Here is a 23,899-nt window from a genome sequence, read left to right on the forward strand (position 1 = left end):
GGGTTCGCGCTTTTTGCCTGATGGGTGTGCCTGCGGGCGCGGTTGCGTGTGGCTCCTCCCTCCCCCCCCCCCTCCCCCCCCCCCCCCCACAGGGGGGCACAGTGCTATTGGATCATGCAAAAAAAGCCCCGCGACCGAATGATACGCGGGGCAAAAAAATTGGTTGGTTGCGGCCAACCAAAGGAGCTCTGTCTTGCTCTGGGCGGCGTTCCGACGATGGTCGTGAACGATAATGCGTTAAATCAGATGCCCCACGGCGCCCTCGGGTTTTTCGCGAGCATGCTCGCTCCTACGGGCGATCGTCTCCGGCTGCCAGCCGCCACCGAGGGCCTTGTAGATCGCGACGATGCCGCGATACAGGTCAATTTCGGCCAGGGCCTGGGTGTCTTCCGCCGCCAGACGCTCACGTTGGGCATCGAGCAACACGAGGAAATCGGCGGTGCCTTCGCGGTAGCGGATCTCGGCGAGATCGGCCGCCGAACGGCTCGATTCACTCTGGCGAATCAGCGAAATCAGCCGCTGTTGGCGTTTGCCGTAGTCGCTGAAGGCGTTTTCCGATTCTTCCAGGGCCAGTAACACTTGTTGCTCGTAAGTCGCCAGGGCGCCTTCGGCATCGGCGTCGGCGCCGCGTATGCGGGCTTTTACGCTGCCCAGGTCAAACGCGGCCCAGGTGATGCTCGGGCCCAGCGCCCAGGCGTTGGCCGCCGAGGAGCCGATCTGCGAACCCCGTCCGGCGGTCCAACCGAGGAAGCCGCTGAGGCTGACACGAGGGAACAGGTCAGCTTTGGCCACGCCAATACGCGCCGTGGCCGAGGCCAGTTTGCGTTCGGCACTGAGGATGTCCGGACGACGTTGCAGCAGTTCGCCCGGGTCACCGATGGGCAGCGCCTTGGCAATCGCCGGCAGGTCTTTCGGGCTCAGGTCCACGGTCAACTTGTCCGGGCGTTCACCCAGCAGCGTGGCGATGCGGTTTTTCTGCCGGACCTGCTCGGCCTGCAGTTGCGGCACGCTGGCTTCGACCGACGCCAGGCGAGCATCGGCGCGCTCCACATCGAGCTGATCGCCCACACCGGCATCACGCAGGCTGATGGTGATCTTGCGCGACTCCTGTTGGTTCTGCAGGTTGGCCAGGGCGATTTTTTCCCTCAACTGCGCACCACGCAGTTGGCCGTAGGCGTCCACCAGTTCTGCAATCATGGTCACTTGCAGCTGGTACAGATCAGCCTCAAGCGCCTGTTGCTCGGCATCGGCCGACTCCAGATTGCGCTGGATGCGGCCAAACAGGTCGATCTCCCACGCCATGTCCAGGCCCAGGTCGTAGCGTTCGCTGTTGACCCGGTTGGTGGTTTCACCGGGGATTTGGCCCTTGCCCAGGTCACTGCTGACCCGGCTGGTGATGGTCGGCATGGCGTCGTTGCTGACGTCATCGCGGATCGCCCGGGCCGCTTTCCAGCGAGCGAAGGCGACACGCAAGTCTCGGTTGCCCTTAAGCGATTCGGTCACCAACTGGTTGAGGGTCGGGTCTTCGAATTGCTGCCACCAGACGCGTTCGAAACGCGAACGGTCGAAGTTCTTCTGGCCGGCCGCACCGTCGGTGGCTGTGGTGATGTTGGCAGGCTCGGTAGCTGGCGTCTTGTAGTCCGGGCCGACGGCACAGGCGCTCAGCGCCAGTACCAGCAGGCTCGGCAGAAAGGCTTTAAGACTCATTAATGCGACTCCACTTGCGGTGCCAGTTTCAAGGCCTTGGCGGCTTTGCGCGCTTCGCCGCGCTCGACAAAGTTACGAATCAATACGTAGAACACCGGTGTCAGCAGCAGGCCGAAGAAGGTCACCCCGAGCATCCCGGAGAACACCGCCACACCCATGGCATGACGCATTTCGGCACCGGCACCGCTGGAGAACACCAATGGCACCACACCCATGATGAACGCGAAGGAGGTCATCAGGATCGGCCGCAGACGCAGGCGGCAAGCTTCCAGTACCGCGGCCAGCGGGTTCAGGCCCTCTTGCTGTTTATCCTTGGCGAATTCGACGATCAGGATCGCGTTCTTACAGGCAAGCCCTACCAGTACGATCAAGCCGATCTGGGTGAAGATGTTGTTGTCGCCACCGGACGCAATCACACCGGTAATAGCCGACAGCAAGGTCATCGGAACGATCAGGATCACCGCCAGTGGCAGGCTCCAGCTTTCGTACTGCGCCGCAAGCACCAGGAACGCCAGCAATACACAGAGCGGGAACACGAACAGCGCGGTGTTGCCGGACAGGATCTGCTGGTAGGTCAGGTCGGTCCACTCGTAGGTCATGCCGTTTGGAAGTTCTTCCTTGAGCAGTTTCTCGATGGCTTTTTCGGCCTGGCCGGAGCTGTAGCCGGGGGCTGCGGCACCGTTGATTTCGGCGGTGATGAAGCCGTTGTAGTGCATCACTCGGTCCGGGCCCGAGGTGTCGCTGACCTTGATGAAGGTCGCCAGCGGGATCATCTCGCCTTTGTTGTTGCGTACTTTCAACTGGCCGATCTGGTCGGATTCGAGGCGGAACTGTTGTTCAGCTTGAACGTTGACCTGATAGGTACGACCGAAGCGGTTGAAGTCGTTGGCATACAGCGAACCCAGGTAGATCTGCAGGGTATCGAAGATGTCGCTGACGGCCACGCCGTGGGTTTTGGCTTTTTCCCGGTCGATGGCGGCATCGACCTGCGGCACGTTCACGGTGTAGCTGGTGAACAGGTTGGCCAGTTCCGGCACGTTATGGCTCTTGGCAATGATGTTCATGGTCTGCTTGTACAGCTCGTCGTAGCCCAGGTTGCCCCGGTCTTCGATCTGCAGGCGGAAACCACCGATGGTGCCGAGGCCTTGTACCGGCGGCGGAGGGAAGATCGCCATGTAGGCTTCCTGGATATTCGCGTACTGGCCGTTCAAGGCACCGGCAATCGCACCGGCGGACATGCTCGGGTCTTTACGCTCATCGAAAGGCTTCAAGGTCACGAACACGATGCCGGCGTTCGGGCTGTTGGTGAAACCGTTGATCGACAGGCCGGGGAAGGCCACGGCGCTTTCCACGCCCGGCTGCTTCAGCGCCAGGTCGGACATACGCTTGATCACGTCTTCGGTGCGATCCAGGCTCGCGGCGTCCGGCAGTTGCGCGAAGGCCACCAGGTATTGCTTGTCCTGGCCCGGTACGAATCCGGTCGGCGTACTGGAGAAACCGAAGAAGGTCAGGACCATCAGGCCTGCGTATAGCAGAAGGGCGATGCCGCTGCTGCGGATGACCCGGCGCACGGTACCGACATAGCCATGGCTGGCTTTTTCGAAGAAGCGGTTGAATGGACGGAACAACCAGCCACCGAAGAGCTTGTCCAGGACTCTGGAGAAGCGGTCTTTCGGTGCATCGTGGCCCTTGAGCAACACAGCAGCCAGTGCCGGCGACAGGGTCAGCGAGTTGAAGGCCGAGATCACTGTCGAAATGGCGATGGTCAGGGCGAACTGCTTGTAGAACTGTCCGGTCAGGCCAGAGATGAAGGCCGCCGGGACAAATACCGCACACAGTACCAGCGCGGTGGCGATGATAGGGCCCGTCACTTCGCCCATGGCTTTTTTGGTGGCTTCCATCGGCTCCAGACCCAGCTCGATGTTTCGCTCGACGTTCTCGACCACCACGATCGCATCGTCGACCACGATACCAATGGCCAGTACCAGCCCGAACAACGACAGGGCGTTCAGCGAGAAGCCGAACAAGTGCATCACGGCAAAGGTACCGATCAAGGACACCGGCACCGCCACCAACGGAATGATCGAGGCACGCCAGGTCTGCAGGAACAGGATCACCACCAACACCACGAGGATCAACGCTTCGAAGAGGGTGTGAACCACCGCCTCGATGGAGCCGCGCACGAAGATCGTCGGGTCATAGACGATGCTGTAGTCCATGCCTTGCGGGAAGCTCTTCTTCAGCTCTTCCATCTTGCCGCGAACTTCGTTGGAGATTTCGATGGCGTTGGAACCCGGGCGCTGGAAAATCGGGATGGCCACGGCCGGCTGGTTGTTCAGCAACGAGCGCAGGGCGTATTGGCTGGAGCCCAGCTCGACGCGGGCGATGTCCTTCAGGCGCGTGATTTCACCGTTGTCGCCGGCACGAATGATGATGTTCTCGAACTCTTCCTCGGAAACCAGACGGCCCTGGGTGTTGATCGACAGTTGGAAACTCTGGGCATTCGGCGCCGGTGGCGCGCCCAGTTGGCCGGCAGCCACCTGGCGGTTCTGTTCGCGGATGGCAGACACGACATCGGTCGCGGTCAGGTTGCGCGAAGCGGTCTTGTTCGGATCGAGCCAGACCCGCAGCGAGTAATCGCCCATGCCGAACAGTTGCACGTCACCGACACCGCCCAGTCGCGCCAGCTCATCCTTGATGTTCAGGATCGCGTAGTTGGACAGGTACAACATGTCGTAGCGTTTGTCCGGCGAGGTCAAGTGCACGACCATGGTCAGGTCGGGCGACGCCTTGTCCACGGTGATACCGATGCGCGTCACTTCCTCGGGCAGCTTCGGCTCGGTGCGGGTCACGCGGTTCTGCACCTGCACCTGGGCGTTGTCCAGGTCAGTACCCAGCGCGAAGGTGATGGTCAGGGTGATCTTGCCGTCGGCGGTGGACTGCGAGGACATGTACAGCATGTTCTCAACGCCGGTGATGGCTTGCTCCAGGGGAGCGGCCACGGTTTCACCGATGACCTTGGGGTTGGCACCCGGGAAGTTGGCGCGCACCACCACGGTCGGCGGCACCACTTCCGGGTATTCGCTGATCGGCAACTGGAACAGCGAGATCGAACCGGCGATCAGGATCAGCAGCGACAGCACCGCTGCAAAGATCGGCCGTGTAATGAAGAATTTGGAAAAATTCATCGGAGTCGTTTTCCCTTAACCGCGTGGGGTCGTGGCAGCCAGTTTCACAGCCGTGCCCGGCGCGACCTTGGCGGGCGCGACTTGTGGCAGGTTGCTGGCTTCCAGCGCTTGTCGTTGTTGTGCAAGGGCCGCGAGGGTTTGCTCGCTGGCCATCGGGATCACTTCAGGGGCGACCGGCGATCCGGGACGAACCCGTTGCAGACCCTTGACGATGATGGTGTCGTCCTTGTTCAGACCGTTGCGCACGATACGCAGGCCTTCGATTTTCGGCCCCAGCTCGACGGCACGGTAGGCGGTCTTGTTGTCGCCATCCATCACGATCACGAACTTCTTGCCCAAGTCGGTACCGACCGCTTCGTCATTGATCAGCATGGCGTTGTAGGTGCCGCTGCCCACCAGTTTCAGGCGTGCATACAGGCCCGGGGTGTAGCTGCCGTCGCTGTTATCGAACACGGCGCGACCACGGATGGTGCCGGTTTTCGGGTTGACCGCGTTGTCGACGAAGTTCATCTGGCCCAGGTGCGGGTTGCCGTCTTCGTTGGACAGGCCCATGTACACCGGCGTGGTGGCGCCGCGTTTGCCTTGGCGGGCGAGCTGGGTGTACTTGAGGAACACACGCTCGTCGGCATCAAAGTAGGCGTAGACCTTGTCGGTCGACACGACGCTGGTCAGTGGCGTGGTGTCGGCGGTCACCAGGTTGCCGGCGGTGATTTCCGCACGGCTGACACGGCCGCTGATGGGCGCGGTGACGCGGGTGAAGCTCAGGTTCAATTTCGCCAGGTCGAGCTGCGCTTGAAGGGCACCGACGGCGGCGCGGGCTTCCTGGGCAGCACTGGTGCGCGAATCGGCCAGTTCGGCGGAAATCGCATTGCTGGTGCGCAGGCGTTCGCCACGCTGGGCTTCGTTTTCGCTGCGGGTGGCATTGGCGCGGGCCTGGACGACCAGCGCTTCAAGGCGGCGGACTTCGGCCTGGAACGGGCGTGGGTCGATCTGGAACAGCAGGTCGCCTTTCTTGACCAGAGCACCTTCAGTGAAGGCCACTTCATCGATCTGGCCGGACACCCGTGGACGGATCTCGACGGTTTCCGGTGCTTCAAGGCGCCCGGTGAACTCATCCCACTCGTTGACCGGTTGCTCCAGCACCTTGGCCACGCTGACCTTGGCGGCAGGCGGGGCACCGGCAGTTTCTGGCGCTTTGCCACAGGCGCTGATCACCACTACGGCCAGCATGGCCAACGGGAAGCGCAAATGTTTGAGTGACTGTTCCATGGATGCATCCGCCAATGTATTGAGATTGGCGAATGATGCTCGGCAGGTGGGTATCGCACGAATCGAATGGGGCGAAGGTAACTATCATTCGGAATGATAGGAGAACCGAATTAGCCCTCTAGCCTGCGCCTTTGATCAGGCGTTGATCAATGGGATTGATGGAAAATCTATGTTTCCGTGGTGGTAAATATCAGGCATGGAACAGAGTGATTCCTTTTGAGAGCATGCCTGGCTTCAACGGCAGGGCGCGGGGTATGTCGCTCGCCGGCCAGCACACCATTGCCAACCGTCCACGTGCGCCAGGAGCCTGGGGGATTTTCGGATTACTTGATGGATGTCAACCGCATGGGGTTCATTCACTCTGTATTCTGCATCTTGAGAGATGGGATCGACGTTTACCTTGTTGTGAGTGAACCGTGTTCAGCTGTGTTGAGAGCGAGAAACCCATGCTTTATCCGCTGTTTCTGACATTGCATCTGTTTGCCGCACTGATTTTTATCGGAACGGTGTTCTTCGAAATCCTGTTTCTGGAAAGTATCCGCAAACAACTGCCTGCCAGGGCGATGCGGCTCGTCGAACAGGGCATTGGCCGACGAGCACGCAAGCTGATGCCGGGGGTGCTAATAGTGCTGTTCGCAGCGGGGATCGGCATGGTCTGGTTGCGTTATTTACCAGTCCTTGACTCTCCGCTGGCCTCATCGTTCGGCACGTTACTGATGCTCAAAATCGTGGTTGCCGTGAGCGTGCTCCTGCATTTTCTGGTTGCCATGTTTTTGTTCAAAAGCAACCGCATGAACACTCGATATCTTCATTTCATCCACGGCAGTCTGTTTTGCCACATGCTCGTTATCGTGTTGCTGGCCAAGTGGATGTTTTACCTGACGTGGTGAACGATGTATGTCCCTGCAACCGGTGGTTCGCGGAGGTGGTCGTTGATGTATTCCATTCTTTTGGTAACACACCTGCTGGCTGCCATTGCCTTCATCGGAACCCTGTTTTTTGAAGTAGTGATTTGGCATCGCGCTCGCCAGCAACTGACGGACGCGGTGCAATTGACGGCCGATCGGGCCATCGCCGTGCCCTCGCGCAAGGTGCTGCACGGTGTGGTACTGCTGTTGTATGGCGCTGGTATTGGCTTGTCGTGGCAATACCGGGGCGCCTTGAGTCAGCCACTTGCCAGCAGTTTTGGCACGTTGCTGAGCCTGAAGATCCTGTTGGCGCTGAGCATCATCGGTCACTACTTGTTGCTGGCGTATTGGTTGACTCATGCACGTCTGAGCGCAAGACGCGCCAACTGGATTCGCCGCAGTATCCTGGCGCACATGTTGCTGATCGTGATCCTCGCCAAAGCCATGTTCCAGTGGTCCTTTTAGTTACAGACCATCCTGGACAGACAAAACGGGCGTAAACCGCAGGGCCATCGCCTGCGCAAGCAGGTCCGCTGTTTGCGCCCGGATCGCTCGGCGTCGATATTTTGATATGGATCAATGCTGGCTTTATACCGTGGCTGTATGTTGGCGATACTCCCTCCAATGATTGGAGACTGGCATGGCCAAGCAATTTCCCGTCAACCCCAGTCACCCTGAGCGAATTTGCTGGGGGTGCGACCGGTATTGTCCAGCCAAGTCTTTGGCATGCGGCAACGGCTCCGACCGTACGATGCATCCCGTGGAGATGTTCGGAGAGGATTGGCTTTCGCCGGCCGACTGGGGCATTGAGGCCTCCACTACGACCGCTCAAGCTGCAGATGAGCGTGTCTAATGGACGATTCGGCTGGCCGAACGGAATCTGCAGTTAAGGAGCCCAAGATACAGGGCTTGCAAAGCCATTCGGCGCGCCTTATGCCAGGCTATCCGGATCCCCGAAGAACATCTGAATCCTTGAGCGCAACCAACGCTCCCCCGGATCGTTATCCTGGGACCCGCGCCACGCCATGTGCAATTCGAAACTGCGTACCGGCAGCGGCGGATCTTCCGCCCGCACACCACCGGCAGCGGTCAGCGCATCGGCCGTGTAATCTGGCACGGTGGCCACAATATCGGTGCCGGCGAGCAGGGTGCTCAACCCGTTGAACTGCGGAACGGCGAGCACCACGTGACGTTTGCGCCCGAGCTTTTCCAGCTCTTCATCAATAAAGCCACTGAGGTCACCCGCGAACGACACCAGCGCATGGGGCCGCGCGCAAAAGTCATCCAGGCTCAACGCGCCGGGCATACTGTCGGCGCGCAACAGTTTCGGTGAGCTGCGACGCAGCACCTTGCGCTTGGCGTTGGCCGGCAGGTCGGTGGTGTAGCTGACGCCGATGGAGATTTCCCCCGACGCCAGCAAGCTCGGCATCAATATGTAGTTGACCCGACGCACCACCAGCACAATCCCCGGGGATTCGGCGCGCAGGCGCTTGAGCAGCATCGGCAGCAGGGCGAACTCGACATCGTCCGACAGGCCGATGCGAAACACCGCGGTGCTGGTGGCCGGGTCGAATTCCGCCGCGCGGCTGACCGCGGTGGAAATCGAATCCAGTGCCGGCGAGAGTAGGGCGAAGATCTCCACGGCCCGCGCCGACGGCTCCATGCTGCGGCCGGTGCGCACAAACAACGGATCGTCGAACAACCCGCGCAGGCGCGAAAGCGCAGCACTGATGGCCGGCTGACCCAGGAACAGCTTCTCCGCCGCGCGGGTCACGCTGCGTTCGTGCATCAGGGTTTCGAATACGATCAACAGGTTCAGGTCGACACGACGCAGGTCATTACGATTCATCTGGAGTCCTGGCAGAGTCAGCAAACTTGACGTGAGCGGCCATATGAGAACAATGGCCAGCAGGAATATTACGGGGAAAGGCTGGTACTCTGCACCGAGTAATTCAGTTTTCCTACAAAGGAAGCTTCGGTTTCGTACGGTTTCAGGTGATGTTGCCGATGCCGCCGAATCAATGACAGGCATGTCGACTATTAATAGCCACTGATAGTGTTGGGTTGAAAGCCCAGCTAGAGTTCATGGCATTAGAGGTTCATTTGGCGAGGTTTGCGATGTCCCGCACGATCCGTTTTCACAAGTTTGGTCCAGCCGAGGTGCTCAAATGCGAAGAGCATGCGGCGGCTCTGCCTGCACCGGGCGAAGTGCAGGTACGCGTCGAAGCCATTGGCATCAGCTGGTATGACATTCTCTGGCGTCAGAACCTGGCGTCGTCCCATGCTCGTCTGCCATCGGGTCTTGGCCAGGAAATGGCTGGTGTCGTCACCGCCATCGGTGAGGGTGTCGATGACCTGGCCGTCGGTGACAAGGTCGCCAGTTTCCCGGCCGAAAGCCCGAACGACTATCCCGTCTACGGCGAGCAGATCGTGTTGCCGCGCTCGTCGCTGACCCGTTACCCGGACGTGCTCAGTTCGATCGAAGCCAGCGTGCATTACACGCCGCTGTTGATCGCCTATTTCGCCTATGTGGATCTGGCGCGGGTCAAGCCCGGGCAGTTCGCCCTGGTCACCGACGCCAGTCACTGCGCCGGCCCATCGTTCGTGCAACTGGGTAAAGCCTTGGGTGTACGGGTGATTGCTGCTACCAAGACGGCGGAGGAACGTGAATACCTGCTGTCGCTGGGTGCCGAGAAAGTCATCGTCACCGAAGAAGAAGACCTGTTGATGCGGATCAACAAGATCACCGACAACCGCGGCGTGGACGTGGTATTCGATGGCCTGGGCGGACCCCAGATGTCGCTGCTCGGCGATGTGCTGGCACCGCGCGGCAGCCTGGTCTTGTACGGTCTTCAGGGCGGCAACCAGACGCCATTCCCGGCCTGTGCGGCGTTCCAGAAGAACATTCAGTTCTTCGTGCACTGCATCGGCAACTTCACCGGCAAGCCGGAACTGGGCATTATCCAGGATCAGGTCGCACTGCAACGTGCCCTGCGTGATATCAACCAGTTGACCGCTGACCGCGTCCTGCTGCCGCTCAAGACTCGGGTCTTCCCGTTTGCCGAGTTTGTCGAGGCGCATCGCTACATGGGCGAATGTCCTTGCCGCGAAAGGGTGGCCTTGCAGGTCGAACCGGCCTGACCTACCCCCCGATGTTCTTTTCAAAGAGTCCGTGTTTCCCCACGGACTCTTTTTCGTACAGCGCTTTCCGATATCAGACATCCCAATGATCAATCGAAGGGACCGTTCAGCAACTGAACTGGTTTTTGCGCTCGATCTGTAGCTTCTATTGCGCAACTAAGCCCTGATAATTGAATGATTACTTTCATCTCAAGGAATGAGTCATGGGCGGGTATCCGGTTAATACTTTTCGATGCGCTACTGGGTTGTACTTTCAGAAGACAGCGCACTTTTATGTCGTTGCAGAACAATCATCGGCAACTTTTTTCTTTATTTCTTGTATTAAACATCTGTACGACGTTGTCGGACATTTCCTAGGATGCAGCTCCCAATCGCAACAGGCCTCTCAGGCCGGGCGTTTACGGGGGCATCGTGTGCTCAGGGTGTCGAAACCCTTGCGATCCATCAAATGTTGACCTGAAAATTTAAGTGTTAGCATTCGGTAATAAAACTCCATCCTTACATCATATCCAGGCAACTCCCTGCGCTATGCGTGCAGTTGTTTGCGCAATATCGAACTTTCGAGCATCAGGTAAATAACGATGACCACCATCCATGACCAAGCGATGACCTACGTCTACCAACAAGTGCTGCAGCGATTGCTGAGTTTTTTTTCCCGTGCCGAACGCACCGCGCTGCAATTGTTGATTCAACGCCTGGGCGTCGCTGCCGGGGGCATGGAACGCATCGGTGAGTTCAAGGTGCTGGCAGTCCAGACGGGGTCCAGGGACAGTTGCTACACCCTGGCGTTGCTGCGCGCCGCACAGCTGACGATTGCCACCCGGGCGCCGGCGACATTCCGGCTGCGGGTAGCAACCTTGCGCCTGAACGGCAGCCATCCGATGGCGCTGGAAAACATTCATCGCAGCTATAACGCGTTGTTTATCTACGACGATCCGCGGGCTGAAGTTTTGATGGTCGATAACCGGGAAGTGTTGCCTTTCGATCACGCGGCACCGATTTCCCAAGCTGGACGCGAAGCCAATCGGATGAACCTGTTGATGCTGGGCCATCGCCGGGCCTGGGACGGTCCGCTTGAGCTATGGGACGATGGGTATCTGGCCACCGGTGAGTTCTACGGACAGATCACTCGCTGGAATCATGGTGTCGATGCCATGGTCAGCAGCGACACGCCTCGCCAGCAGAAACTGTTCATCGAGGGGTTGAAGCGCGCGGCCACCAAGGGCGGAATCGAGACCTCGAATCATCCTGAGCCAGGCTACACAGGGTTGTTCGCGCTGCTCGACGAACTCGGCAGGGAAGGCTATCGGCGGTTTTACACCGAGGGGGGCCATGAAACGTGGCGGCCGGCCGATCAGTTTGAAACCTGTCGCCGTGCGACGCTTCTCGATATCCACGACATGCTGGTAGGCAATCTGGAGGAGCGCTGGCCATTGCTCACCGAGTTTCTCGGATTCCAGGCCGACGAGTTGGCGGCGCAACTCAGTGGCAACGAATACGTCAGCCTCCCGGTATCGGCGCACCTGCGCGGGCTGCAATCGAGCTTCGTACAGGGTGGCACCTATGAATCAGGTGTCGCCGAGTACCTGCAACGGGCCTTGGTGATGATGCGTCGCAAGCAACTGCCTGAGCACTTGTGCGAACAGGCCGTGGAGGCGTTCGGCAATCCGGCTACGCTGGCGGAACTGCGCGCCCGTGCGGCAGCGGAGGCGCAACGCAGTTTTGGCCTTAGCGAGGCTCAATGGGTGTGCCTGCTGTTTGCACCTTTCGGTGAACAGGCCGCGAACCTCGAGCGATTCCTGCGTCAGTGCCATCCCGGCATGCTGGTGGCTTTGCCGGAATTGCACCGGGCCATGCAAGGCCAGCCTGTAGCAGAGCAGATCATGCAGTGGATGGTAGACGTCAGCGGCTTGCCGGTCAGTCTGATTCGCAGGCTCTATCGCATGGCGCCGGTACCTGTGACCGAGAGCATGGCGGTCGATTCGGCAAGCGGCGATCCGGACGTGGAACCGGGCTCCGACGAGACACCCATGGCGGGCGAATGGTCCGCGGGTCGTTGACAGTGCCCGCGTTGCTGCATCGTGACGGGCAATGTCACGTCCATGGTCCCTTGCCATGAAAGAGCCCCGCGAAACCGACTTCGCCTATCAGGCGGTCTACCGTTACCTGATCAATCTGATTGGCGAAGCCGCGGGCGATGTGCATGTGCGCCTGCCATCGTTGCGCCAACTGGCTGATCGCTTGAGTGTGTCGATCTCGACCATTCAGTACGCGTACTCGTTACTGGAGAAGGAAGGGCGGGTGTACTCGGTGGCCAAGTCCGGCTATTACGCGCTGCCGGCGCCCGCAATCGGCACGCACTACAGTGGCAACGACCTGCTGGAAAGCCTCTATGTGAATGCTCGCCGCCCTGGAATGCTGGTACTCAGCAGTGATGAACCCGCGCTGTCGCAACCGATTGACAGTCCGTTGCTACTGCTGGAAAGAGAGCTGTTGCGTCAGTATCCGCGCCAGCCGCAACCGAATTCGCAACCGTGCGGCGAGCTGGAGTTGCGCATGGCATTGGCGGCCCGATACACCACGTCGCCCGTGCGTTGCTGGCACGCCGATGACGTTTACATCGGCGCGGATCTTCGCGGGGTGCTGGAAATACTCATCGCCGTATTAGGTCTGAAGGACGCTACGGTGGTGGTCGAGTCACCTTGCGACTGGATGATATTGCGCCTGTTTCGCAGTGCGGGCGTTCGAGTGATCGAGTGGCCCCTTCTGGCCAATGGCAACTTGCATCATGAGCGTCTCAAGGAACTGCTGGAAACCGAAGCGGTGCGACTGGTGATGGTTTCATCAGCGGCGAACATGCCCCAGGGCAGCCAGGCGTCGGACGACAACAGGCAAGCGGTTGCGGTGTTGCTGGGCCGTTATGACTGCTGGGTGCTGGAAAACGACTGTTACGGCGAGTTGGGGTTTGAGCCCGACTGCCTGCGGTTTCGCGATCTGCTGGCCCCAGAGCGGCTGATGGTGTTTTCAACGTTTGAAAAAGTCATTGGTCCCGAGGCTCCCTACGGTTATTTGCTCTCACGCCATCTGGGTGCCGAATGGCAGCGACAGTTTTTGCTGCGCGCCTTCCGTCTGTCACCGATCCGCCAGAAAGCCATTGCCCGTTTATACAGCAATGGACGCATCGACCAGCACCTGCAATCGCTGCGGCGCCGGCTCAAGGACAGCAAGACGCAGATGATCCAACTGCTCTGCGAGCGATTGAGCGATTCCTTGCAATTCGTCGAACCCGTGGGGGGGGCCACGGTTTGGGTGCGCTCGTTGCGCCGGGTCGATGTGCGTCAGGTGTTCCAGCGTTTGCTCAAGCATCAAGTGGTGGTCGCACCGGGAGAGCTGTTCAGTCTCCAGGGGCTGCACACACAACACATGCGACTGAGTCACAGCGTCGGCAGTGATCATGACCTCGCCAACGCACTGGGCTTGCTGGGCGAGGCAATTCGCCTGGAATCGATCGACTGAACGGGGCCGGCGGAGTTTTATAACATCGCGCTTGAGTGGAGACGGGATCGATAACGTCGCGCGGCGGTCAAACTGCCAGTAAACTGCGTTCCAATTCCTGAACCACTCTATTCCAGAGGTTTTGCATGACACTCAGTCATTTTGCGGGTAAACCGGCACCGGCAGAATTGTTGGTCGACATCCCGCGACTGGTTACGGCGTATTACACCGGCCAGCCTGATGCCGACATCTCGACCCAGCGCGTTGCTTTTGGCACGTCCGGTCACCGAGGCAGCTCCTTCGACCTGAGTTTCAACGAATGGCACGTCCTGGCGATCAGTCAGGCCATCTGCCTGTATCGCGAGTCCCAAGGCATCGATGGTCCGCTGTTCGTCGGCATCGACACCCATGCGCTGTCCACGCCGGCTGGCGCCAGCGCCCTGGAAGTGCTGGCGGCCAACGGCGTGACGGTGATGATCGCCGAAGGCGACGAGTACACGCCGACCCCGGCCGTGTCCCATGCGATTCTCTGCTACAACCGCGGGCGTACCTCGGGTCTGGCTGACGGCATCGTCATCACGCCGTCCCACAACCCGCCGCAAAGCGGTGGCTACAAATACAACCCTACCAACGGTGGCCCGGCCGATACCCACATCACCAAGTGGATCGAAGCCAAGGCCAACGAGCTGCTCGCCAACAAGCTCGCCGGCGTCAAGCGCATCAGCTACGAACAGGCCCTCAAGGCCAGCACCACCCATCGTCACGACTATGTGAACACCTATGTCGCCGACTTGATCAACGTCATCGACTTCGATGCCATCCGTGACGCCAAGTTGCGCCTGGGTGTCGATCCGCTGGGCGGAGCAGGGGTGCGCTACTGGTCGGCTATTGCCGAGCATTACCGCCTGGATCTGGATGTCGTGAACAAGGAAGTGGATTCGACTTTCCGGTTCATGACGGTCGACTGGGATGGCCAGATTCGCATGGACCCATCGTCCACTCACGCCATGCAGGGCCTGATCGGCCTGAAAGAGCGTTTCGATGTGGCGTTTGCCTGCGACCCGGACCACGACCGTCATGGCATCGTCACGCCGTCTGGTGGTCTGCTGGCGCCAAACAATTACCTGGCGGTCTCCATCGATTACCTGTTCCAGAACCGTCCGCACTGGCGCGCCGATGCCGCCGTGGGCAAGACTGTGGTCAGTAGCGGTTTGATCGATCGCGTGGCCAAGCGCCTGGGCCGTCGCCTGTACGAAGTACCGGTAGGCTTCAAATGGTTCGCCGACGGCCTGTTTGACGGTTCTCTGGGCTTTGGTGGCGAAGAAAGCGCCGGTGCTTCGTTCCTGCGCAAGGACGGTGGCGTCTGGAGCACCGACAAGGACGGTTTGATCCCGGCGCTGCTGGCGGCCGAAATGACCGCCCGTACCGGTCGCGACCCAAGTCAGGCTTATCGTGCCCTGACCGATGAACTGGGCGAACCGTTCTCGGTACGGGTCGACGCCAAAGCCAATCCGCAGCAGAAAGCCCTGCTGAGCAAGCTGTCGCCGGCACAGGTCACGTCGACCGAACTGGCGGGCGAATCGATCCAGAGCATCCTCAGCCACGCCCCGGGCAACGATCAGGCCATTGGCGGCCTGAAGGTCATGACCGAGAACGGCTGGTTCGCGGCGCGTCCGTCGGGTACCGAGGACATCTACAAGATCTATGCGGAAAGTTTCGTAAGCGACGACCACCTCAAGCAATTGGTGGCGGAAGCTCAGACATTGGTGGATGGCGCGATTTCTGCGAAATAACGGAGGGCCATTCGCGAGCAGGTATTTGCGCAATCCTGTGGGAGCGAGCCTGCTCGCGAAGGTGTCCGTACAGTCACTAAATGTAAAAAAGGGCGACCATCACGGTCGCCCTTTTTTATCTGCCTAGTGGATCAAGCCAGATCCACCAACACGATCTCACTGTCCTCAACCGCCGTCACGCGCAACACCTGCTCCTCGGCAACTGCAACACCATCTCGAGCTTGTGCACGCAATCCATTGACTTCAATGACGCCGGTGGCCGGTACCAGGTAGGCACGTCGACCGCTATCGAGGTGATACTCGGCGCTTTCGCCGGCCTTGAGGTTGGCCGCTACCAGTCGCGCGTCGGCACGAATGCGCAGGCTTTGATCGTCGCCGGCCTTGCCGCTGGCCAGGGTCACAAAGCCTTCGCGCTGACCTTTGGGAAACGGCTTGGCCCCCCAGGACGGTGCCAGGCCGGACTCGTTTGGAATGATCCAGATCTGGAAAATCTTGGTCGGCGTCGCTTCCAGATTGTATTCACTGTGGGCGATGCCGGTCCCGGCGCTCATGACCTGAACATCACCGGCTTCAGTACGCCCTTTGTTGCCCAGGTTGTCCTGGTGGCTGATCGCACCTTCACGCACATAGGTGATGATTTCCATGTCCCGGTGCGGGTGCTGCGGGAAACCGGTGCCGGGAGCGATCACATCATCGTTCCACACCCGCAAGTTGCCCCAGTTCATGCGCGAGGGGTCATAGTACTCGGCGAACGAAAAGTGGTGATGGGCATCCAACCAGCCGTGGTGAGCACCACCGAGCGAGTTGAAAGGTCTGAGTTCAAGCATGATCGTCTCCTGAAAAGGTTCGTCATGGGCAGAACGCCTGAGCCATGAAGCGAGACCGGTGGTTGATGATGGGCATCATCCGACAGGCAACGATCGATAAAAAGCGTAAAAAATGCCTCATAACGATCGAATAAGTTGATGTAAAACGACCTCGAAATATTCTTATCCAGCCTTCAATTCAGCGCATAAGCCAATGAGTCATAAGCATTTCACTAGAACTCAGCGGCAAATGCAGACACCATAGTCCGCAACAGCCTCACACCCTGGAGTCCGTCCGCGTGTCGCAACACACCTCCGATCTTCCGCCTGAACTTCGTCCTCTGGCCGAGATGCCGCTGCTCAAGCGTCTGGCCGCCCGTTTCTTCGGCCACGGCCTGACACGCTTGCGTGCACAACACCGCGCATCCTGGCTGCACGGCCAGGCGGATGGCTTTCGTAGCGGGCATACCGCCGGGGTGGAATACGGCTATAAGGAAGGCAAGCTCGAAGGACTGGAGGAAGGTCGCCAGGTGTTGCTCATTCGTGACTCGCGTTCGACGGAGCATCGACCACCCAATATCGATGATCATTTGTTCGACGACTGGCGTCTGCCGCTGACGGCAGAACTGAAAAAGCGCATGAAGGCCGATGTCGTCCGCTTACTGCCACCTCATGCGCAACCCAGCGCCGCCCAGTGGAAGATGATCTTCAGCGACACGCCCTCAACCTCGGTGATTGCTGGCGCGGGGGCGGGCAAATCCACGACGCTGGTGTTACGCATTGTGTTGCTGACGCATTACCTGGGGTTCGAATTGAGCTCGATGACCGTGGTGACCTTCACCCGGGAGTCGCGCAAGGACTTCATCAATAAATTGATCGAGATCTTCACGCTCTGGGGGCGCGCACTCAGCTTCAAGGAAGCGCGGGACCTGGTGCGCACCTTCCACTCGCGGATTTTGCCGATGGTCCGTAGCCTGCCGGGCTTCGAACGCCTGCAAGCTTTCGAAAACCTCAGCCTGAACGCATCGAAGGGTGATGAAGAGCACGACAGCAACCCGTTCGACCTGCGCATCAACGACGCCCAGCGCCAGCAACTCAACGCGTGCTATCACGCATTGCATACCCGGGATGAGCGTTTTCGGGAGCTGATCAAACCATTGTCGCGCCATGCCCTGCAGCTCAAGGAGTTGGAGCGGGATCACCCGGACGTGCAGAAACGCGTTGCGGTGACCGAACTGGCATCCAAGCGCGACGAAGAACTCTGCGACACGATCGAAGATTTGTGGTTTCGTGCGAAGGCGTGGCCCATCAAAGGCATTGAGCCGAAGCGCCAGTCATTCGATATCAACGGCTCGACCTTCCATTGTCACGGCTACATTCCGTCCCTGGATGCTTGGGTGGTGTTGGGGTTCGACCCTCGGGAAAACCCTCAGGTCACCCGGCCGAACGCCAAGCTCACGGTGCGCGCTGAGTGGGCGGTCAAACGCACTCTGTTTCAAGCTTTCTGTCGTAAACCATTGATATGGCTGGATAGTTACGAATCATCAAGGCGCGTTCTGGCGTCACTAGCGGGCGATGCCAGCGCGGGACCGGGCTTCGATTACAAGGTGAAAGGCGAACTCGCGTCCGCGCCGTTGCTGGATTGTTTTGTCGCGGCGGCCGGTTTTATCGAGAACCTCGGCCTGGATGTGCCCAATGCGGTCAGCCAGATGAGTTTCGCCAAGGATGACCCGGACCGGTTCTTCTTCGAGGCCCTGAGCCTGTACTGGCGAGCGCTGGAAGACCATTTGCTCGACCAGAAGCCGCCGATCATGACCTACAACCGGATGTTCGCCCTGTTCAGCGAGCATTCGCCGGAGAACCTCAAGCTGCTGGGTGACGAACTGCTACGGCCGCTGTCGCATTTGATGATCGACGAATTCCAGGATGTCTCGCCACAGATCGTCTCCTGGATCCGCGCCAGCCTGGCTGAAATCCGCAGTCGCGGCCCGGCGATGCATGTGGGGCGAGGTGCCCAGCGCTCGTCGTTGCTCTGCGTCGGGGACGATTGGCAATCGATTTACGGCTGGCGCGGGAGTTCGCCGAGCTATTTCATGGAGTTCAACAAGGAATTCTCCTCGCCGAGCACCACCAAGGTCATGCTCAGCGACAACTACCGCAGCCACCAGTACATCATCGACGCCGCCGAACACATCGTTCGCGCCGCACCGGCCATTGCCGGAAAGAAGGCCAAAGCCAGCGGCGAGCCGAAGGATTTGCTGCCGGTCAACGTGCTCGATCGCGACGACCAAGGCATGGCCAAGCGTCTGGTCGAACACTACCGAAAGGGCGATTCGATCTTGATGCTTTATCGAAAAAGTAGCGATAAGTTATTGATAGAAGAGCATATTCAGGCTGTAGTTAATGTTGATTCTAGCTTGCCCCGTGAAGCCCGGCGCTTGAAACAACTGACCTACCACAGTGCCAAGGGTTTGCAGGCCGATGCCGTATTCCTGCTCGGCGACTGCCAACATTTGACCAGTTCTCCTTACAAGAATCAGGTGTACCGCATGGCGGGTCTTGGCAAGGCGGGTGACAGCGAGCCGTATGACAACGCACAGAAAGACGAGATTCTGCGCCTGGCGTATGTGGGCATCACCCGAGCGGTGAGCCATTGCTATTGGTATGTGGATGGGCAAGACACCCAGGCCGCCAACCTGCCCAAGGCGTCCGACCGGATCGGCAAGGGCAAGGCGTTTTTTGCCGATCATAGGCAGGCCAAGACAACCACATGAGTCAATTGTGGGAGCGAGCCTGCTCGCGAAAGCTGTGTGTCAGTCAATATTCATGTTGGATCTGACGACCCCTTCGCGAGCAGGCTCGATCCCACAGGGTTCTGTGTTGCCAACAAAAAGCCCACCTTGAGGTGGGCTTTCTGGAATCAATCGGCCTTCAGGCATAACTCCTGAGTGCCACCGGTGGAACGAACGCTGCAAGCTCATCTTCCACGGCTTCGATTATTCGTTCCACATCGGCGGCGTTCATGACGGTCGCACAGGGAATGCCGGCAATGGCGATCATGGTCTCGCCACTGGCCCGATCGAACAAACGGGCAATCATGCTGCCAGGGGCATCCATGCTTGCCTCGAATCCCATGGGATGAAAATGCCAGCGCATCAGCTGGCAGGCATTTGGAAACGTGACCTTACTAAACCCTTTATTCATATGTTGCCCGCCTTCTTCATCGAGCGCTTCCGTTAGCTCATGTTAGGAGGGAAGAGCCTTCATTGGCTCAACCGGTGACAGACTTTAAAAGTAGCAGCCACATGTGAAAATAATGTGTTTTTTTCAGGCCGTTTGGCGATTGCTGCCATTTTTTTGATTCAGGTCACCTTTCGAGCCTGGCTCGGCTAAACGAGGTCCTCTTGAAGAGGGGGAGAAACTTCGGCAGTCTCGTTTTTTTTCGTCGAGACCTTTATGCACGCCGAGGAAGATGGTCCGCTGCAAACCCAGGCCACGGGCGAAACGGTCATGCGTTATCACCTGCGCTGGAAGCACCGTGATCTGGACGGCGTCATGGCGCTGTATCACCCCGACATCCAGTACAACGACTTTTTCCAGAACCGCGTGATGGGCCTGGACGAGCTGCGCGAATACGTGCGCAGCAGCATGCCCCGGGATCCGGATGAAGCGCTGGAGCACTCGGACCGCATTCGCCTGGACGGCAACACGGCGTTCATTCAGTACCGCATCACCCTGCGTGGCGGCGAAGGGCTGGTCTCGTTCCGCGCCAGCGAAGCCATCACCGTGCGGGATGGATTGATCTGGCGCGTCAACGAATACGCCTCGCTGGTGCGTGAGCAGCCAATCCGTAAAGAGGCAGGTCAGCGGCGCCCGGCGGTGAGTCGACTCGGGTTGTCGCCGCGCCAGTTGAGCTTCATGGCCGATGACCTGCAGCAGTATTTCCAGCGTCAGCAACCCTATCTCGATCCTGACCTCGACCTGCAGCAAGTGGCAAAGGCCTGCGGGTACAGCCGCAATCAAATGTCCTACCTGCTCAATCAGGTGCTCGGCCAGAGCTTCTATCGCTACGTTAACCAGGCCCGCCTGCAACACCTGCTCGCCACGCTGGATAACGCCACGCCACCGCTGCGCATCGACGAGCTGGCGTTCGCTGCCGGCTTCAATTCGCTGTCAGCGTTCTACAGCTGTTTCCGCCAGCACACAGGCTTGTCACCCAAGGCTTACGCCAAACAAATTTCTTTGCGTGCACGCGCGCAAGACAGCCGCTGAACCCACGCACTAGGATCAACGTCATCGAAGCTTGAATGGCGGAGTCTTGCATGCCGGCGTGGCGCACAATCAGTTTATGGATGGACCAGCTCGACGAGCCATTACAGGCGCGTGCTGCCCTGGAACAAGACCTGGATATCGACGTGGCGATCATCGGCGCCGGTTATACCGGGCTGTGGACCGCGTACTACCTCAAGCGTCAGGCGCCGGAGCTGAACATCGCCATCATTGAGGCGCAAACCGCCGGTTTTGGTGCTTCGGGGCGTAACGGCGGCTGGTTGATGGGCAATTTGTTGGGTGAAGACCGGTTGCTGGCAAACCTGTCTCCCGAGCAGCGCCGCGCGTCTTATGATCTGCTGCACAGCATTCCGGATGAAGTGAAAATCGTCCTCGAACGTGAAGGCATTGACTGCGATTACCGTAAAGGCGGAGCGCTGTACTGTGCCGCGCGTTACCCGGAACAGCACGCCAGCCTTCGCCAATATCTGGACAAGCTCTACCGCCAGGGCCTCAACGAAAACGATTACCGCTGGCTCAGCCCGGAACAGCTTGCACAGCAGGTTCGGATCACCAAGCCCTTTGGCGGTATTTATGCCTCTCACGTGGCAACCCTGCACCCGGCCAAACTGGCGCGAGGCCTGGCGCGCACGGTCGAGCGCATGGGTGTCAGCATTTACGAAAACAGCCCGGTCACTCAGTGGCAGTCTGGCAGCCTGCGCACGGCAAAAGCCTCGGTTCGCAGCCGCTGGGTGGTGCCTGCGGTGGAGGGCTATGCCGTTACGCTGCCGCCGCTGGGGCGCTATCAGTTACCGGTACAAAGCCTGATCGTCGCCACCGAGCCACTGTCTGCCGCCCTGTGGGACGAAATCGGCCTCAGTCAGGGCCAGGCCTTCGGTGAGAGCAGCCGCCAGGTCACCTACGGCCAGCGCACGGCCGATGACCGGCTGATCTTCGGCGCCCGGGGCGGTTATCAATTTGCCGGTCGGTTGCGCGATGACTTCGACCTGACCCGGAGCGAAATCGAGCTGCGCCGTTATCTGTTCGGCGAACTGTTCCCGCAGCTCAAACACGTACAGGTCACCCACGGCTGGGGTGGCAACCTGGGCATGTCCCGGCGTTTCAAGCCGCACATGCTGTGCGACCGGGCCAGTGGTATTGCCTTGTCCGGCGGGTACGGCGGGGAGGGTGTCGGTGCTAGCAATCTGGGCGGGCGAACCCTGGCGGATTTGATCCTTGGGCGCGAAACCGAGCTGGTTCGGCAACCGTGGGTCATCCCCCAGGGTGGGCTCGAAGCACTCAAGGCCTGGGAGCCCGAGCCGTGCCGCTGGCTCGGTTACAACGCGATCATTCGCAGTTTTGTCCACGAAGACCAGACCCTGGCCAACCCGGCCACCGCTCCCTGGCGACGCAAATTCGCCAGCGGGGTTGCGGGGTTTATGGAAGGTTTCATGCAGTAAAAGCTCTCATCCCCTACAGGTACTCCCATGAGCATTACCCAGTTCAAGAACACCGCAAGCCTGAAACTCGAAGAATCGAACCCGGTCGCCGTGCCCTTGGGTGCGCCCGTGGCAGTGGCTTCGACCACCAGTGTGGAACGCGACGACGGTGTCGAAACCGGCGTCTGGGAATGCACGCCCGGGCGTTGGCGGCGGCAGATCGTCGCCCAGGAATTCTGTCACTTCATCGCGGGTCGCTGCACCTTCACCCCGGATGAGGGTGAAACCCTGCAAATAGAAGCCGGTGACGCACTGATGTTACCCGCCAACACCCTCGGTATCTGGGACATCCAGGAAACCGTGCGCAAGACCTACGTACTGATTCTTTGATCCGCTGATCCTTTGATTGCCTGCCAACAACAAAACCTACACAGGAATCGACTCATGCTTCGAAAGACACTGACCCTGGCTCCGCTGATGCTCGTCGCTTCGATCAGTCAGGCGGCGCAAACCGTCAAAATCTACAACTGGTCGGACTACATCGCGCCGGACACCACGAAGAACTTCCAGAAAGAGACGGGCATCGCCTTCACCTACGACGTCTACGACAGCAATGAAACCCTCGACGGCAAGTTGATGACCGGCAAATCCGGTTATGACGTGGTGTTTCCATCCAATCACTTCATGGCGCGCCAGATCGAAGGCAAGGCGCTGAAGACCCTCGACAAGAGCCAACTGCCGAACTGGAAAAACCTCAATCCGGTATTGCTCAAGGCCTTGCAGACCAACGATCCGGGGAACGAGCATGGCTTCCCGTACCTGTGGGGCAGTACCGGCATCGGCTACAACATTGCCAAAGTCAAGGCGGTACTGGGCGACAACGCGCCCGTGGATTCCTGGGACCTGATCTTCAAACCGGAAAACATGCAGAAGCTGCAGAAATGCGGCGTGGCCATCCTCGACAATGGCCCGGAACTGCTACCCGCCGCCCTGAATTACCTGGGACTGGCGCATCATAGTAAGAATCCGGAGGACTACAAAAAGGCTGAAGCCTTGCTGCTGAAAGTCCGGCCGTATGTCAGCTATTTCCATTCATCCAAGTACACCAGCGACCTGGCCAACGGCGATATCTGTGTAGCCGTGGGCTTCTCCGGTGACATCCTGCAAGCGGAAAACCGCGCCAGGGAAGCCAAAAACGGTGTCGACATCGGTTACTCGATTCCCAAGGAAGGTGCTGCGATCTGGTTCGATATGGTCGCCATGCCCGCCGATGCCCCGGACGAGAAGGCCGGTTATGCGTTCATGAACTATTTGCTGCGCCCGGACGTGATGGCCAGCGTCAGCAATTACGTTCATTACGCGAATGGAAACGAACAAGCCGATAGCCTCATCGACCCGGCGATCAAGAACGACACCAAGGTTTACCCGAGCCCGGAAATGATGGGCAAGTTGTTCGCGCTGGAAGCGATGCCGCTGAACATTGACCGTATTCGGACGCGGGTGTGGAACAAGATTCGAACCGGTAGTTGAAATCGGCGGAGTTTTGCAGGGCCACTTCGCGAGCAGGCTCGCTCCCACAAAGTCGGTGAATTACCTGTGGGAGCGAGCCTGCTCGCGAAGAACGATGACGCGGTAGTTCAGTCTTCCCGCCGAATCGTGCTCACTTCATCGGCCCTGACTTTGACCTTCGCCCCGGAAATATCCTCGAATTCGAAGAAGCCGTCCTTGGTCTTGGTTTTCGGCATGTCCTTGGTCAGATACTGGGTGCCGTTCTGCAGGGTCACCACCGTTGGCGTTGAACAGCCGGTGAGCATCATGAAAGCCGCTGCTGCCAGGGGGAAACCCAGAGTCTTGATGTTCATCGCCACCTCTACCACTTCAAAA

General features: G+C 59.2%; 19 protein-coding genes. 12 read left to right on the forward strand and 7 right to left on the reverse strand.

Features of this window, described 5'->3' with window-relative positions; translation table 11 throughout:
- Positions 1-237: 237 nt before the first annotated feature.
- Genes ACSFE6_RS11645 through mexE form a run of 3 tightly spaced genes read right to left on the reverse strand, consistent with a single transcriptional unit; the run spans position 238 to position 6,164 of the window.
- Positions 238-1,707, reverse strand: a complete 1,470-nt coding sequence (locus ACSFE6_RS11645) for an efflux transporter outer membrane subunit (protein WP_435427735.1) — start codon at positions 1,705-1,707, stop codon at positions 238-240.
- Positions 1,707-4,895 (reverse strand): efflux RND transporter permease subunit, encoded by a 3,189-nt coding sequence (locus tag ACSFE6_RS11650; protein ID WP_435427736.1) that lies wholly within the window; start codon positions 4,893-4,895, stop codon positions 1,707-1,709. Before ACSFE6_RS11650 ends, ACSFE6_RS11645 begins: the two co-directional genes overlap by 1 nt.
- 15 nt (positions 4,896-4,910) lie before the next feature.
- Positions 4,911-6,164 carry a multidrug efflux RND transporter periplasmic adaptor subunit MexE gene (gene mexE / locus ACSFE6_RS11655; protein ID WP_435427737.1) on the reverse strand — a complete coding sequence of 418 codons (1,254 nt, stop codon included), beginning with the start codon at positions 6,162-6,164 and terminating at the stop codon, positions 4,911-4,913.
- A gap of 446 nt (positions 6,165-6,610) precedes the next feature.
- On the opposite strand from mexE, the gene ACSFE6_RS11660 reads away from it, so the two are divergent.
- From ACSFE6_RS11660 to ACSFE6_RS11670, 3 genes are all read left to right on the forward strand, one after another.
- Positions 6,611-7,054 carry a CopD family copper resistance protein gene (locus ACSFE6_RS11660; protein ID WP_435427738.1) on the forward strand — a complete coding sequence of 148 codons (444 nt, stop codon included), beginning with the start codon at positions 6,611-6,613 and terminating at the stop codon, positions 7,052-7,054.
- Positions 7,055-7,099: 45 nt separating this feature from the next.
- A complete protein-coding gene (locus tag ACSFE6_RS11665; RefSeq protein ID WP_435427739.1) occupies positions 7,100-7,537 on the forward strand; it encodes a hypothetical protein in 438 nt (145 codons plus the stop codon).
- A 175-nt stretch (positions 7,538-7,712) separates the two neighbouring features.
- Positions 7,713-7,925 (forward strand): DUF3079 domain-containing protein, encoded by a 213-nt coding sequence (locus tag ACSFE6_RS11670; protein ID WP_435427740.1) that lies wholly within the window; start codon positions 7,713-7,715, stop codon positions 7,923-7,925.
- 78 nt (positions 7,926-8,003) lie between these two features.
- Here the strand turns inward: ACSFE6_RS11670 and ACSFE6_RS11675 are convergent, their stop codons facing one another.
- The gene (locus ACSFE6_RS11675) at positions 8,004-8,921 is read right to left on the reverse strand and encodes a LysR family transcriptional regulator (RefSeq protein ID WP_435427741.1); all 918 of its coding nucleotides are present in this window, start codon (positions 8,919-8,921) and stop codon (positions 8,004-8,006) included.
- Between the two features lie 269 nt (positions 8,922-9,190).
- Here ACSFE6_RS11675 and ACSFE6_RS11680 point away from each other — a divergent pair, with 269 nt between their 5' ends.
- The 4 genes from ACSFE6_RS11680 to pgm all read left to right on the forward strand — a co-directional run bounded on the left by ACSFE6_RS11680 (position 9,191) and on the right by pgm (position 15,501).
- Complete coding sequence (locus ACSFE6_RS11680; RefSeq protein ID WP_435427742.1) at positions 9,191-10,213, forward strand: zinc-dependent alcohol dehydrogenase family protein; 1,023 nt, start codon at positions 9,191-9,193, stop codon at positions 10,211-10,213.
- Positions 10,214-10,794: 581 nt separating this feature from the next.
- A complete protein-coding gene (locus ACSFE6_RS11685; RefSeq protein ID WP_435427743.1) occupies positions 10,795-12,273 on the forward strand; it encodes a hypothetical protein in 1,479 nt (492 codons plus the stop codon).
- Between the two features lie 55 nt (positions 12,274-12,328).
- Positions 12,329-13,729, forward strand: a complete 1,401-nt coding sequence (locus tag ACSFE6_RS11690) for a PLP-dependent aminotransferase family protein (protein WP_435427744.1) — start codon at positions 12,329-12,331, stop codon at positions 13,727-13,729.
- Between the two features lie 125 nt (positions 13,730-13,854).
- Positions 13,855-15,501: a phosphoglucomutase (alpha-D-glucose-1,6-bisphosphate-dependent) gene (pgm, locus tag ACSFE6_RS11695; RefSeq protein WP_435427745.1), complete on the forward strand. Its 1,647-nt coding sequence runs from the start codon at positions 13,855-13,857 to the stop codon at positions 15,499-15,501.
- A 131-nt stretch (positions 15,502-15,632) separates the two neighbouring features.
- On the opposite strand, the gene ACSFE6_RS11700 is transcribed toward pgm, so the two are convergent.
- Positions 15,633-16,328: a pirin family protein gene (locus ACSFE6_RS11700; protein ID WP_435427746.1), complete on the reverse strand. Its 696-nt coding sequence runs from the start codon at positions 16,326-16,328 to the stop codon at positions 15,633-15,635.
- A 278-nt stretch (positions 16,329-16,606) separates the two neighbouring features.
- Here ACSFE6_RS11700 and ACSFE6_RS11705 point away from each other — a divergent pair, with 278 nt between their 5' ends.
- The gene (locus tag ACSFE6_RS11705) at positions 16,607-19,081 is read left to right on the forward strand and encodes a UvrD-helicase domain-containing protein (RefSeq protein WP_435427747.1); all 2,475 of its coding nucleotides are present in this window, start codon (positions 16,607-16,609) and stop codon (positions 19,079-19,081) included.
- 157 nt (positions 19,082-19,238) lie between these two features.
- Here ACSFE6_RS11705 and ACSFE6_RS11710 read toward each other — a convergent pair whose 3' ends face one another.
- A complete protein-coding gene (locus ACSFE6_RS11710; RefSeq protein WP_435427748.1) occupies positions 19,239-19,511 on the reverse strand; it encodes a DUF1652 domain-containing protein in 273 nt (90 codons plus the stop codon).
- Between the two features lie 252 nt (positions 19,512-19,763).
- Here ACSFE6_RS11710 and ACSFE6_RS11715 point away from each other — a divergent pair, with 252 nt between their 5' ends.
- The 4 genes from ACSFE6_RS11715 to ACSFE6_RS11730 are packed head-to-tail and all read left to right on the forward strand — an operon-like array spanning position 19,764 to position 23,545.
- Positions 19,764-20,579: a helix-turn-helix domain-containing protein gene (locus tag ACSFE6_RS11715; RefSeq protein WP_435427749.1), complete on the forward strand. Its 816-nt coding sequence runs from the start codon at positions 19,764-19,766 to the stop codon at positions 20,577-20,579.
- Between the two features lie 50 nt (positions 20,580-20,629).
- On the forward strand, positions 20,630-22,036 hold the full coding sequence (locus ACSFE6_RS11720; RefSeq protein ID WP_435427750.1) for an NAD(P)/FAD-dependent oxidoreductase: 1,407 nt from the start codon (positions 20,630-20,632) through the stop codon (positions 22,034-22,036).
- 27 nt (positions 22,037-22,063) lie between these two features.
- Positions 22,064-22,405 carry a cupin domain-containing protein gene (locus ACSFE6_RS11725; protein WP_435427751.1) on the forward strand — a complete coding sequence of 114 codons (342 nt, stop codon included), beginning with the start codon at positions 22,064-22,066 and terminating at the stop codon, positions 22,403-22,405.
- A gap of 54 nt (positions 22,406-22,459) precedes the next feature.
- On the forward strand, positions 22,460-23,545 hold the full coding sequence (locus ACSFE6_RS11730) for a polyamine ABC transporter substrate-binding protein (RefSeq protein ID WP_435427752.1): 1,086 nt from the start codon (positions 22,460-22,462) through the stop codon (positions 23,543-23,545).
- Positions 23,546-23,652: 107 nt separating this feature from the next.
- On the opposite strand, the gene ACSFE6_RS11735 is transcribed toward ACSFE6_RS11730, so the two are convergent.
- On the reverse strand, positions 23,653-23,877 hold the full coding sequence (locus tag ACSFE6_RS11735) for a YgdI/YgdR family lipoprotein (protein ID WP_435427785.1): 225 nt from the start codon (positions 23,875-23,877) through the stop codon (positions 23,653-23,655).
- Positions 23,878-23,899 lie beyond the last annotated feature (22 nt).

It is taken from the genome of Pseudomonas baetica, from assembly GCF_051216495.1.
Lineage (GTDB): Bacteria > Pseudomonadota > Gammaproteobacteria > Pseudomonadales > Pseudomonadaceae > Aquipseudomonas > Aquipseudomonas baetica_B.